Annotated in this window: 10 protein-coding genes; all 10 read right to left on the bottom strand. The window is 51.3% G+C overall.

What is annotated here, in order from left to right; all coding sequences use genetic code 11:
* Positions 1 to 207: 207 nt before the first annotated feature.
* The 10 genes from rnhA to mgtE all read right to left on the bottom strand — a co-directional run bounded on the left by rnhA (position 208) and on the right by mgtE (position 12,445).
* On the bottom strand, positions 208 to 684 hold the full coding sequence (gene rnhA, locus ACESZP_RS10865; RefSeq protein ID WP_499709028.1) for a ribonuclease HI: 477 nt from the start codon (positions 682 to 684) through the stop codon (positions 208 to 210).
* Between the two features lie 128 nt (positions 685 to 812).
* On the bottom strand, positions 813 to 2,180 hold the full coding sequence (locus ACESZP_RS10870) for a solute carrier family 23 protein (protein ID WP_178039473.1): 1,368 nt from the start codon (positions 2,178 to 2,180) through the stop codon (positions 813 to 815).
* 162 nt (positions 2,181 to 2,342) lie between these two features.
* Positions 2,343 to 3,824, bottom strand: coding sequence for a stage IV sporulation protein A (gene spoIVA, locus ACESZP_RS10875; protein ID WP_178039474.1), 1,482 nt, complete (start codon positions 3,822 to 3,824; stop codon positions 2,343 to 2,345).
* Between the two features lie 64 nt (positions 3,825 to 3,888).
* The gene (locus tag ACESZP_RS10880; RefSeq protein ID WP_499709029.1) at positions 3,889 to 5,424 is read right to left on the bottom strand and encodes a PucR family transcriptional regulator; all 1,536 of its coding nucleotides are present in this window, start codon (positions 5,422 to 5,424) and stop codon (positions 3,889 to 3,891) included.
* Between the two features lie 180 nt (positions 5,425 to 5,604).
* Positions 5,605 to 6,456 (bottom strand): bifunctional 5,10-methylenetetrahydrofolate dehydrogenase/5,10-methenyltetrahydrofolate cyclohydrolase, encoded by an 852-nt coding sequence (locus ACESZP_RS10885; RefSeq protein WP_158361867.1) that lies wholly within the window; start codon positions 6,454 to 6,456, stop codon positions 5,605 to 5,607.
* A 23-nt stretch (positions 6,457 to 6,479) separates the two neighbouring features.
* Entirely contained in the window at positions 6,480 to 7,109 is a 630-nt protein-coding gene (locus ACESZP_RS10890) for a cyclodeaminase/cyclohydrolase family protein (RefSeq protein ID WP_349164219.1), read from the bottom strand.
* 252 nt (positions 7,110 to 7,361) lie between these two features.
* On the bottom strand, positions 7,362 to 9,053 hold the full coding sequence (locus ACESZP_RS10895; protein ID WP_499709030.1) for a formate--tetrahydrofolate ligase: 1,692 nt from the start codon (positions 9,051 to 9,053) through the stop codon (positions 7,362 to 7,364).
* Between the two features lie 475 nt (positions 9,054 to 9,528).
* A complete protein-coding gene (locus tag ACESZP_RS10900; protein WP_178038676.1) occupies positions 9,529 to 10,029 on the bottom strand; it encodes a flavin reductase in 501 nt (166 codons plus the stop codon).
* A 28-nt stretch (positions 10,030 to 10,057) separates the two neighbouring features.
* Positions 10,058 to 11,062 (bottom strand): tryptophan--tRNA ligase, encoded by a 1,005-nt coding sequence (trpS, locus tag ACESZP_RS10905; protein ID WP_178038675.1) that lies wholly within the window; start codon positions 11,060 to 11,062, stop codon positions 10,058 to 10,060.
* A 27-nt stretch (positions 11,063 to 11,089) separates the two neighbouring features.
* A complete protein-coding gene (gene mgtE, locus ACESZP_RS10910; RefSeq protein ID WP_499709031.1) occupies positions 11,090 to 12,445 on the bottom strand; it encodes a magnesium transporter in 1,356 nt (451 codons plus the stop codon).
* Positions 12,446 to 12,700 lie beyond the last annotated feature (255 nt).

Consider the following 12,700-nt stretch of genomic DNA (forward strand, 5'->3'; position numbering starts at 1 on the left):
AGGCAGCGATTTTGCTATTTTAGCATAACAGAGCAGCTTTTCGCAATCCCTTCTTCGCATTTTCCTAAGATTTCCACCATTTCCCGTAAGATATTCTACCTTCTTTTTCCATTTATGCAACAAATAAAAGCAGATGTCCGGTATTTCTGTTTTTTTCTACCACACACCTGCTCTGTTATTTTATTTTCCTACTATTATAATAAGAAATCAGTCATTCAGTCCCTCGTCCTCTATCAGTCCGTCCCCGTCCGCCGCCGTGGTAGCCAGCTGATCGCAGCGCTCGTTCTGCGGATGACCGTCATGGCCTTTGACCCAGATAAATTCCACCTGATGGGGCTCCTTCGCCTTTAAAAGCCGCTTCCAGAGGTCCACGTTTTTCACCGGTCCGGAGCTGCCCTTCCAGTTCTTTTTCAGCCAGGAATCCACCCAGCGCTTATTGAAGGCGTCCGTCACATATTTGGAATCCGAATAGAGCTCCACCCGGCAGGGACGCGTCAGCGCTTCCAGACCTGTGATAACTGCCATCAGCTCCATCCGGTTATTGGTGGTTTTCTTATAGCCCTGGCTGTACTCCCTCTCATGGAGCTGCCCCTTACTGTCCGTATAATGCAGCACCACGCCGTAGCCGCCCGGTCCGTCCGGGTTGCCGCGGGCCGCGCCGTCGGTATAGATCTTTACAAACATTTTTTCGTCCTCCCTGTTTTCTTCTGTTTCTGATTATAACAGTTCCCACCGGTTCTTGCAAATAACGGCCGCATATCAACCGATATGCAGCCGTCATTTTCATGTGTAAAATCTGCCTTCCGCTCTCCTTAAATCAGGAAATATTTCAGTAGGAACAGCACAGCCAGTACATACATGACAATACTGATCTTCTTCTCCTTTGCCTTGCCTGTGGCTACATTCAGCACCACGTAAGAGATAACTCCCATGGAGATTCCCTCGGAAATGCTGTAGAAGAACGGCATAGCCGCGATACAGATAAAGGCCGGAATACCCTCGCCAAAATCGCTGAAGTCAATCAGGCCCACCTGATTGACCATGTAAAAGCCTACGACAATCAGGGCCGGAGCCGTCGCGAAGGACGGGATAGCCAGGAAAATCGGAGAAAGCAGCAGAGCCAGCGCGAAAAGTACCGCGGTGGTCATGGCCGTCAGGCCGGTTCTTCCGCCCTCGGATACGCCGGAGGCGCTCTCTACGAAGGTGGTGGTGGTAGAAGTTCCCAGAAGAGCTCCTACCGTGGTTCCCACTGCGTCTGCCATCAGCGCGCCCTTGATGTTCGGAAGCTTGCCGTCCTTATCCAGCATGTCCGCCTTGGAAGCTACGCCAATCAGGGTTCCCAGAGTATCAAACATATCCACAAACAGGAACGCGAATACAATGACGATGAACTGGCTGAACGGAATCGCCGTAAAGTTCAGCTTGCAGAAAATCGGCGCCAGACTCGGAATGGAGATTCCGGCTGAAAAATCCGGAAGCAGGTTATAGAAGCCAATCTCCGGATTCGGAACATAAATGCCTGTGAGCTGGCAGATAATACCCAAAATCCAGGTGGCAAGAATGCCCCAGAGAATATTGCCCTTTACGTTCTTAATGACCAGAACAGAAGTGATCAGAACGCCTAAAATCGCCAGGAATACGGTAATTCCCACGTCATGCATGGTGCCTCCCTCTACGGCGTCCAGGGAGAAGAACTCTACCAGAGTCGCTCCGCCCACAACGATCTTGGCATTCTGCAGTCCGATAAACGCGATAAAGAAGCCGATACCTACGGATACAGCCTTCTTCAGGTTGGTCGGAATGGAGTTGAAAATCGCCTCACGGATATTGAACAGAGACAGCAGGATGAAAATCACACCCTCCACAAATACGGCTGCCAGAGCTGCCTGCCACGGATATCCCATGCCGATGACTACCGTATACGCAAAATAAGCGTTCAGTCCCATACCGGGCGCCAGCGCAAACGGATAATTTGCAAACAGAGCCATGCACACGGTACCGATCACCGCTGCCAGAACCGTCGCAGTGAAAATCGCTCCCTGGTCCATTCCCGTCGCGCCAAGGACACTGGGATTCACTGCCAGGATATACGCCATGGTCATAAATGTGGTGATACCTGCCAGAATCTCCGTTTTCACTGTGGTATGATTCTCTTTCAGTTTAAACAACTTTTCTAACATTGTTTCCCTCCTAATATCTTGTAGTGTACAAAGAACACAGTTACAAGTGTAGCATAGATACGCATTCCGGTAAACTGTTTTTATCAGGAAGGTCCACTTTTCACGGCCAAAAGACCGGAATCTCCCCCCGGCAGATCCCGATCTTCCTGTTCCGGCACTCTCTCAGATAATGATACACACCAGCCCGCCGGTGCTTTCATTTACAATCTTCTGCATGGTATCCTGAAGCTTCACCTGACTTTCATCCCCAATCTGATAAATCTTGCTGCGGATACCATCCTCTACCAGCTCCTCCACGGACTTGCCAAAGATATTCGTATTCCAGATTCCTTCCCCGCTCCCGGCGCTGTCCTTCAGATAGGTAATCAAATCCCGGGCCTGGTCCTCATTTCCTACGATAGGCGCAATCTCGGTCTCAATGTTGGCCCGGATCAGGTGGATACTGGGAGCTACGGAACGAATTTTTACGCCGTACTTGCTCCCCTGGTGAATCAGCTCCGGCTCCTCCAGAGTGATTTCCGCCTTCTCCGGCAGCATGACGCCATAGCCCTTTTGCCGCACGGCCCGAAGCGCCGTCTCTGCCTTCTCGTACTCCCGTTTCATCCGGGACAGCTCTTTCAAAAGGGCTATCAGCTCATATTCATCCGGAATCTCACTGCCGGTCAGCTCGCCCAGCAGCTCGTAATAATATTTCTCATCCACATCGAACTGCACCCGGGCGCTGCCGCTGTCCAGCCGCACCTCCTTAAGCACAGCCCGCTGAATATACGCGCTGTCCAGCTCCAGATTCTCCTGCTTCATATCCCGGATAGTCTGAAGGCGCTCTGCCATTTCCCGGATATGGGCAATCATATCCTGCCTGATTTTATGCTCCGGCGGCAGCATTTCCGTCCAACGGGGCGCGAAAAATTCCACGCGCACCAGCGGGAACGCGTAGAGAAGCTGGGTCAGAATCTTCGTCACATCCTCTTTTTTAAGCTGCGCGCAGTTCACCGGCAGCACCGCCACGCCGTATTTCTCCTGCAGGGCAGCCGCCTCCGTGGTCACGGGCTCGCTGTAGGGCTTTTCCGAATTCAGCAGAATCAGGAACGGCTTCCCCAGGTTCTTAAGCTCCGCCACGGTCCGCTCCTCCGCCTCTATGTAATTGGCCCGGGGAATGTCGCCAAAGGAACCGTCGCAGGTCACCACGATGCCCACCGTGGCATGCTCGGCAATCACCTTCCTGGTCCCTATCTCCGCGGCTTCTGAAAATGGAATCTCTTCTTCCATCCAGGGTGTCTTCACCATGCGCTCGGCCCCGTCCTCGATATGCCCCTCGCTTCCGGGCACCAGAAAGCCCACGCAGTCAATCATCCGAAGCTTCATTTCCACATCCTCGGAAATCCGCACGCTGGCCGCTTCCTTGGGAATAAATTTGGGCTCCGTGGTCATAATCGTCTTGCCCGCCGCCGACTGGGGCAGTTCATCCCGGGTTCTGGTCCGTTCATGCTCATCCGCTATCCCCGGCAGCACGCACAGATCCATAAAATGCTTGATAAAGGTGGATTTTCCGGTCCGCACCGGCCCCACCACCCCCAGATAGATCTCGCCTCCCGTCCGGGTCTGGATATCCTGATACAGATTATATTCGGAATTTTTGTCCATAAAAATACCCCTTCCATATATGCTGTTAAAATATATGCAAGGGGTATACTTTCTATTCTGTTTCCTATTTCTGTTCCTCCTGCTCCAGAATCCGGAAGGTCATCATCACATAGAGAAGCGTGTCGTAATCATTCAAATCCAGCTTCACCAGCTCTTCGATCTTTTCCATTCGGTATAAAAAGGTACTTCGGTGGATAAACAGCTTCTTTGCGGTCTGTACTGCGTTCAGCTGACTCTCCACATAGGTCTTCAGGGTGTGATAATAATCTGTGTGATGTGCCTCGTCGTAGGCCTGCAGCTTCAAAATCCGATCTGAGCAGACCAGACGCACCGGAAGCTCTGAGCTGCTCCGCTCCAGCACGTAGTCCAGGGCCACCTCGTCGAAACGGTAAATCCAGCGATAGGGCTTTCTCCTGCAGCCCACATCCAGAGCTGTCACCGCCTGCCGGTAATAGGCATCCAACTGCTCAAAGCCTGTAAATTCATTGCTGACCCCGGCCTTTAAAAAGGTATCCTTCAGAAAGCTCTCCATTTTCTCCAGCACCTCCTCCGCTCCGCTCTCCATCAGCGTCAGGTTGACGAAAATGGCGATATTATTTTCATACTGGAAGGCGCAGCTTCCACATTTTCCCAGCATACTTTCCATGTGTTTGCAAATGAATCGGACGGTCATATTGGCCCAGTCCAGGGAATTGACCTTCAGGCTGACACAGAAATAGCGATGCATCGCCAGCCAGCCGAATTCCGAAAACCATTTTTCAGCGCTCTTATTGTCACGACCCGGATTGGACAGTATGTCGGATAGGATACGATCCAGCCGGTGCCCGATTTCCACCCGGGAATCAATTAAGCGGGCCAGGGCCGTCTGAATATAGGCAGACAGATATTCCAGAAGCGCGCCGTCATAGGACTTGAACCGACTTAAGCTTTCCACCATCATAATCTGATAAATAAACTGAGCATTTTCAAATAGATTCACGCGAAGAGTCCGGGCTCCGGTGATGTATTCCGGCAGGTAGTATGCCCCCCGCTTTTTCCGCTGGTTCAGGATGCGCTTGCCGTTCTGGTACTCATCGCTGGACTGAATGACAGAATCCAAATCCACCAGGCTGGACAACTCCTCCCGGGTATCAATGACGCTGGAATAGCCGATAACAAAATAGTCGGCGGAGCTTACGATAATGGGATTCAGGAAGATCCGGAAGCTCTCGTCCAGAAGCTCCTGAATATTGTCAGCCTGTCGTGTCAGCTCCTGAAGGCGCTTCTCCCACCGGTCGTAATAATCGAAAATCCGCTGAATTTCATTCAGAAGCGTAAAGGGCGACGTCTCGTCAATAACCTGAAAAACCTGGCCGTCGTTCTCGGTATTTCTTGTATGTACCTTACCCATGCAGAACAGTACTGTCCGCTCCGGAACCACCAGCATCTCCGCCGCGCCCGGCTTCTGGGTATAAATATAGATTTTGTCCGGCTGCATCTCGTCTCCGTCGTCGTAAAATAAGACCTGCTCCAGATGCAGTTCATCGGACAGGGCCTTTTTGTTCTGTAGTCCGAATTTGGATTTTAACTTATCTGCCAGGATAGCGGTGCTCAGTTTCATAATGAGAAATACCTCCTCTTTGGTATCGTCATACATAGTGTACGAAAACCTGCCCCAAAAGTCAACCTGCAGGACCTGTCACTGGCAACAAAAAAACAGCCCTAAGCAGGATTTTGAGGGGACACCTCATTTTTTCCCGCCCGGGCCGTCTCTTAACCGGCTATGTAAGCCGCTTTTTCTTTACATATATTTTCTCTTAGCTGCCTCTACCACATGTCCAACCAGCACGGAGGTGGTTACACTTCCAACGCCGCCCGGCACCGGAGTGATAGCGTCTACGATGGGCTCAACCTCTGCGTAAGCCACGTCGCCGCACAGCTTGCCCTCTGCGTTTACGTTGATTCCCACGTCAATGACGGTCTGGCCCGGAGCCACATAATCCTTGGTTACAACGCCTGCGCGGCCTGCTGCTACGATAAGGATATCAGCCTCGCGCGCTACGCTGGGCATATCCACAGTCTTGGTATGGCAGACGGTTACGGTCGCGTTCTTCTTGATCAGCATCATGGCAGCCGGCTTACCAACTACCAGAGAACGTCCGATCACAACAGCCTTCTTGCCTGTGCAGTCGATTCCGTAATGATCCAGAATCTCCATGCATGCCTGCGGTGTACAGGGCGGGAAGCCTACAGCCTTGCCGGTAAATACACCGGACATGGAACCATCGGTCATACAGTCTACATCCTTGGCCGGATCCAGTGCATTCTCGATCTCGGTCTGGTTCAGGTGCTTCGGAAGCGGACGGAACAGCAGAACGCCGTGAATATTGTCGTCCTTGTTCACCTTATCAACTGCTGCCAGAACCTGCTCCTGGGTAGCGTCTGCCGGAAGCAGAATCTTCTCACATGCTACGCCCAGAGTCTCGCAGCGCTTGGTTGCGCCTCTCTCATAGGAGATGTCGCTCTCGTTCTCGCCTACACGGATGATTCCCAGTGTGGGGTTGATTCCCTTTTCCTTCAATGCTGCCACATCTGCTTTAATGCGCTCGTTCAGTGCTGCTGTTACTTCTTTTCCTAATAACTGCTTTGCCATTTTTTTATTTCCTTCCTTTTATTTTATCTCAGTCTCGCTGTGACACTTGCGAAAATGTCGTCCGCAATCTTGGTGTACTTTTCAAGCATAGCATCCGCCTTGGCGTTCAGCTCTGCCGCATACTCCTTGTCCGCCATGGACTTGGTGTTGATAAATACATTCAGGGAAGCACCCTGAAGAGCCGCCTTGCAGAACGCAGCGCCTACGCCTGCATCACTGATAGCAAGAGCGGAACCCTTTGCCGCAAACTCTACGATAAGATCCAGCGCCTCACAGCACTTCTCCATGATCTCCATGGGGACAGAGCAGGCGTCCTTCAGCACGATCGCCATGACGCGCGCCTTCTCCGCCTTCTCCTCCTCGGTCTCACGGGGCATGCCATAAGCTTTGGCCAGGGGCTCGAATACCTCTGCGTCACGCTCAATCAGACGAAGGAAATCCTTCTGAAGAGCCGTCGCCTTCTCCTTCAGCGCGTACATCTCTTCCTCTACGTCTGCGTACTTCTTCTTGCCTACGGTCAGGCTGCCTACCATGTTGCCCAGGGCAGTGCCCACTGCGCCTACCAGTGCGGATGCTCCGCCGCCGCCCGGAACGGGAGCCTTGGAAGCCAGTACCTCTACAAATTCATCACATCTGCTGGTTGAAAATCCCATATCGTTCTCCTTTATGTATCAAAATGATATTCCAATTATACCATACATTTCCCTATGCGCACAAGTGGGAAGGGCCTGATGGTCCTTCCCTTGTGTCTATTTATTTGGGTTTATAATGGGTAGCTAATTCTATGGAAACGCTGTTCAAGCGTTTCCTGCGCCGGATTTGCGTCGCGAAGCGACAACTTCCTCTGCAAATCCGTGTGCATCCTGCGGAGCATCTAAGAAAATACTGATGCAATCCGGATTTTCTTAGAACAGGCCGCTGATCTTGCCGGTCTCGTCTACGTCGATTCTCTCTGCAGCCGGTACCTTCGGCAGTCCGGGCATGGTCATGATTTCGCCGGTCAGTGCTACGATGAAGCCTGCGCCTGCGGAAATCTTCAGGTTACGAACGGTTACCTCGAAGTCCTTCGGAGCGCCCAACTTGGTCTGGTCGTCTGTCAGGCTGTACTGTGTCTTAGCCACACAGATCGGGCAGTTACCAAAGCCCATAGCCTCAAGCTGCTTCGCCTGCTTCTGAGCGTTTGCGGTCAGGACAACTCTCTTGCCGCCGTAGATCTTGGTTACGATAGCGTTCAGCTTATCCTCAATGCTGGTTCCCTCAAGCTCGTAGGAGTATGTGAACTGGTCGTTGGGCTGCTCGCAGAGACGTACCACTTCTTCCGCAAGAGCTACGCCGCCTTCGCCGCCTTTTGCCCATACTTCGGACAGAACGACATTTACACCCAGCTCCTTGCACTTCTTCTCTACCAGGTCAAGCTCTGCCTTGGTATCGGTCGGGAATGCGTTGATAGCAACTACGCAGGGAAGCTTGTATACATTGGTGATGTTGCTTACATGCTTCAGCAGGTTCGGAAGACCAGCCTCCAGAGCCTCCAGGTTCTCATTGTTCAGGTCTGCCTTCGGCACGCCGCCGTTGTACTTCAGAGCACGTACAGTCGCTACGATAACGACTGCGTTCGGCTTCAGACCTGCCATACGGCACTTGATATCCAGGAACTTCTCAGCACCCAGGTCAGCGCCGAAGCCTGCCTCTGTGATAGTGTAATCAGCCAGGTTCAGGCACATCTTAGTAGCGGTTACAGAGTTGCAGCCGTGAGCGATGTTCGCGAACGGTCCACCGTGTACGATAGCCGGTACATGCTCCAGAGTCTGTACCAGGTTCGGTTTCAGAGCGTCCTTCAGAAGAGCTGCCATAGCGCCCTGTGCGTTCAGATCACCAGCGGTAACCGGCTTCTGCTCGGAAACCTTTCCGTATGTATATCCGATGATAATTCTTGCAAGTCTTTCCTTCAGGTCTGTGATGTCCTTAGCCAGACACAGAACAGCCATAATCTCGGATGCTACGGTGATATCGTAGCCGTCCTCTCTCGGCATACCGTTGGTCTTTCCGCCAAGTCCGTCTACTACGTTACGCAGCTGACGGTCATTCATATCTACGCATCTTCTCCAGGTAATCTTTCTCGGGTCGATGTTCAGAGCGTTGCCCTGGAAGATGTGGTTGTCAATCATCGCTGCCAGCAGGTTGTTCGCCGCGCCGATTGCGTGGAAGTCGCCGGTGAAGTGAAGGTTGATATCCTCCATCGGAACTACCTGTGCGTATCCACCGCCTGCTGCTCCGCCCTTTACGCCGAATACCGGTCCCAGGGACGGCTCACGAAGGGCTACCATAACCTTCTTGCCAATCTTCTGCATACCGTCTGCCAGGCCTACGGATGTGGTAGTCTTTCCTTCTCCTGCCGGAGTCGGGTTGATAGCAGTTACCAGAATCAGCTTGCCGTTTTCAGCCGGTTTCTCCTTCAGCAGATTGTAGTCAATTTTTGCTTTGTACTTTCCGTACTGCTCCAGATATTTGTCGTCGATACCTGCCTTTGCCGCGATGTCAGTAATCGGCAGCATCTCTGTTTCCTGTGCGATTTCGATGTCAGTTTTGAATCCCATTGTAAAACTTCTCCTTTCATAGTTATCGGCCCTTCTGCGGCCGACGTCTGTGGTTTTTTGTAGATAATTTAACAAGTGATTCGTTCGTATCTCTTATCTACTATGTGTCCTATTATAGTGTTCTCTTTCAAAATCAGCAATCATACACTTTGTTGAATATTGATATTCTTTTCACGAACTTACTTTTTCTGCTTTTCCGCTGTTTTTCGCACTTTTCACAGAAACTTTATCTGTTCTTTTCCATTTCTTTTCTGTTTTTCTTTGAGAAACGGTATTTTTCATCCGACATTTTGTAGAAAAACATTTATGCAAAGCCTTACTTTATATATTTTTTCACAAAATATAGTGGGTTCTGCGCAATTTTCAGCTATCATCCTTATTATAGGTCAAATATTTTTACAATATTTTTTCTCAACAAAAGCGGCGGCTACACAGGATTTCTCCTGCAAAGCCGCCGTTCTCATACCCGGATTTCTTATTCTCTGACCAGAACCTTCTCCACCTCTGCGATGTACAGAGTATGGTAATCCTTATCCGGATACCATTTTTCATCGCAGGACTTGTCAATGAAACAGGCCGGATCGTAGTTCTGGGCGTACAGCTTTCTGCACACCAGCACGGTATTAGCTTCGCCGAAATAGGGCGTGCCGTCCGCATGTTCTACCGTAAGACCTGCCTTCGTAATCTTATCCTCATCCCGTCCGGACACGGTACCCAGATAACTCAAGGTTTTCCGGTACTCCTCGTCCAGCACAGACAGGGAGAACGTCTCGCCTGCGTCTACGAACTCCTTTGTGTATCGCTGGGGACGCAGTACAATATAGGCCACATTTTTGCCCCACATGACGCCCAGGCCGCCCCAGGAAGCGGTCATGGTGTTCACCTTGCCCGCCTTCTCTGCAGTGACCAGCAGCCACTCCCTGCCGATCATATGAAATACATTTTTATCCAGTTCTTCCGGTTTGATACTTTTCATGTCAGATACCTCCTGTCAAATCATCTGCTTAACGGATTTTATCCGGGAAGCCTACTTTCTTCTGAACCTTCCGCAGCGTTTTATTGGCCACATAATCCGCTTTTTCTGCATTATTTTTGATCACGGAATCAATGTACGCCTTGTCGCGGGTCAGTTCAGCTACCCGAGCCTGCAGCGGCTTCAGAACGGAGATAACTGCCTCGCCGACTGCCGGCTTAAACTCGCCATAGCCCCTGCCGTCGAACTCCCGTTCCACCTCTTCCGGCGTCTTGCCGGTGCATGCGCAGTAAATGCTGATCAGGTTCTTGATACCCGGTTGCTCGTCGCGGTAGCGGATCTGACCCTCGGAGTCAGTCACGGCGCGCTTGAACTTCCGCATAATGGTATCCGGATCGTCCATCAGATAGATGCTGCCATTGGGGTTCTCGTCGGACTTGGACATCTTTCTGGACGGCTCCTGCAGGCTCATAATCTTCGCGCCTACTTTTCCGACATAAGCCTCCGGTATGGTAAATACGTCACCGTAAATGCTGTTAAAACGCTGGGCGATATCCCGGGTAATCTCCAGATGCTGCATCTGATCAATACCCACCGGAACCACATCCGCCTGATAAAGCAGGATATCTGCCGCCATCAATACCGGATAGGTAAAGAGGCCTGCGTTGATATTGTCCGCGTGCTTGGCGGACTTGTCCTTGAACTGGGTCATACGGCTCAGCTCACCCATGTAGGTGTAGCAGTTCAGAATCCATGCCAGCTCTGCATGGGCCGGTACATGGGACTGATAATAGATGCAGTTCTTCTCCGGATCGATACCCGCCGCGATGAACAGGGTCAGAAGCTCTCTTGCATGCTTCCGAAGCTCCGCCGGATTCTGACGGACTGTGATGGAATGCATATTCGCCACGCTGTAGAAGCACTCATACTCATCGCTTAAGGTAATCCAGTTTTTCAGGGCTCCCAGATAGTTTCCCAGAGTCAGGTTTCCGGTGGACTGCATGCCGCTGTATAATACTTTTTTATCTCCTAACATCTTGTGTTCTCCTCTTATAAATTATTTTTATGATAAATGTAATAACATACTCGCTATTTTAAAATAAATCAGAAGGCTGCTGGCGTCCACGATGGTGGTAATGAGGGGCGCAGCCATAATCGCCGGATCCAGCTTCATTTTCTCTGCCAGCATCGGCAGAACGCAGCCGATGATCTTCGCCAGTACAATGGCCAGCATCAGGGAAAGGACGATGACCAAATTTAGGGCCTGTCGGTCCGGATACTGTAAAATCAGCCGGATAAAGTTGGCTGCCGCCAGTACCGCGCCGCACAGCAGTCCCACCCGGAACTCCTTCCAGACCACCCGCAAGACGTCCTTCAGTTCGATATCGCCCACCGCCATACCACGGATAACCATGGTGCTGCTCTGATTGCCGCAGTTGCCGCTGGTGTCCATCAGCATGGGGACAAAGCTTAAAAGCAGGGGAAGCACCTGAATCGCCTCCCGGTAATCCATCAGGATCGCGCCGCTCAAAATCGACGTAAACATCAAAATTAACAGCCAGGGAATACGGTTTTTCGCAAGCTCCAGCACGCCGGTCCGAAGATAGGGCTTCTCTGACGGGAACATAGCCGCCATTTTTTCGAAGTCCTCGGTGGCCTCCTGTTCCATGACCTCCACCGCGTCATCAACGGTGACGATGCCCACCAGGCGATCCTCGTGATCGACTACCGGCAGACACAGTAAGTCATACTTATTAAACGTCTCTACTACGTCCTCCCGATCCTCTGTGGTCACTGCGTAGATGATATTTTCATCCATGATGTCCTTTATGATTGTGTCATAAGGGTTCATGAGCAGATCCTTCACAGTCACTACACCCTGCAGACAACGCTTGCTGTCCGTCACAAAGCAGGTGTAAATGGTTTCCTTATCGACACCATTTTCCCGGATGTACGCAAAGGCCTGTTCTACGGTCATGTTCCGCTTCAGGCCGATATATTCCGCTGTCATAATGCTTCCGGCGCTGTTCTCCGGATACTGTAAGAACTGATTGATCAGATTCCGTGTTTCCGGCGTCGCGTTCTGCAGCACACGCTTGACTACGATGGCCGGTAATTCCTCCAGCATATCCACCGCATCGTCCACATACAGATCCTCGACGATCTTGCCCAACTCATAGTCGGTAATACTGTTGATAATATGCTCCTGGTCGTCTACCTCCAGGAATGAAAATACGTCTGCCGCCAGTTCCTTGGGCAGCATCCGGTATACAAGAACCTTCTTTTCCGCCTCCAGCTCTTCGATAAACTCCGCGATATCGACCTCGTTCATCTCCGACATCGTCTCACGCAGCTTCCGGAACTGTCGTCCTTCCAGGAGCTCGTTTAGCTCCTCCCGGTCATAACTTCCGATTGCCATGCACTCTTGTCCTCCCACATCGACAGGCACAGCACCCGCATCTGCCGCCGGGTAACGACAGTTTAACTATCTGTAAGAAAAATCCGTGTCTGTCTCTATTCTATTCTCTCTTAAGCCACAACTTCGACTTCGCCCGTCCACGGACTCCTCACTTCCTTTTTTCGCATAGATTAGGCGTTCCCGCCTGCCACTCTTAATCATAGCACTAAAGGGCTGTTACCGTCAACCGATAACTGCCCTTTCGAGTTTTATGAT

This window comes from Candidatus Dorea massiliensis AP6 (assembly GCF_964245105.1).
Classification (GTDB): Bacteria; Bacillota; Clostridia; order Lachnospirales; family Lachnospiraceae; genus Laedolimicola; species Laedolimicola intestinihominis.

Bases quoted from the DNA above. Each gene is read 5' to 3' on its own strand.
- ACESZP_RS10870 (WP_178039473.1), bottom strand. From the start codon at position 2,180: ATGTTAGAAAAGTTGTTTAAACTGAAAGAGAATCATACCACAGTGAAA.
- ACESZP_RS10885 (WP_158361867.1), bottom strand. From the start codon at position 6,456: ATGGCAAAGCAGTTATTAGGAAAAGAAGTAACAGCAGCACTGAACGAG.
- ACESZP_RS10900 (WP_178038676.1), bottom strand. From the start codon at position 10,029: ATGAAAAGTATCAAACCGGAAGAACTGGATAAAAATGTATTTCATATG.
- ACESZP_RS10890 (WP_349164219.1), bottom strand. From the start codon at position 7,109: ATGGGATTTTCAACCAGCAGATGTGATGAATTTGTAGAGGTACTGGCT.
- ACESZP_RS10880 (WP_499709029.1), bottom strand. From the start codon at position 5,424: ATGAAACTGAGCACCGCTATCCTGGCAGATAAGTTAAAATCCAAATTC.
- trpS (WP_178038675.1), bottom strand. From the start codon at position 11,062: ATGTTAGGAGATAAAAAAGTATTATACAGCGGCATGCAGTCCACCGGA.
- ACESZP_RS10895 (WP_499709030.1), bottom strand. From the start codon at position 9,053: ATGGGATTCAAAACTGACATCGAAATCGCACAGGAAACAGAGATGCTG.
- spoIVA (WP_178039474.1), bottom strand. From the start codon at position 3,824: ATGGACAAAAATTCCGAATATAATCTGTATCAGGATATCCAGACCCGG.
- mgtE (WP_499709031.1), bottom strand. From the start codon at position 12,445: ATGGCAATCGGAAGTTATGACCGGGAGGAGCTAAACGAGCTCCTGGAA.
- rnhA (WP_499709028.1), bottom strand. From the start codon at position 684: ATGTTTGTAAAGATCTATACCGACGGCGCGGCCCGCGGCAACCCGGAC.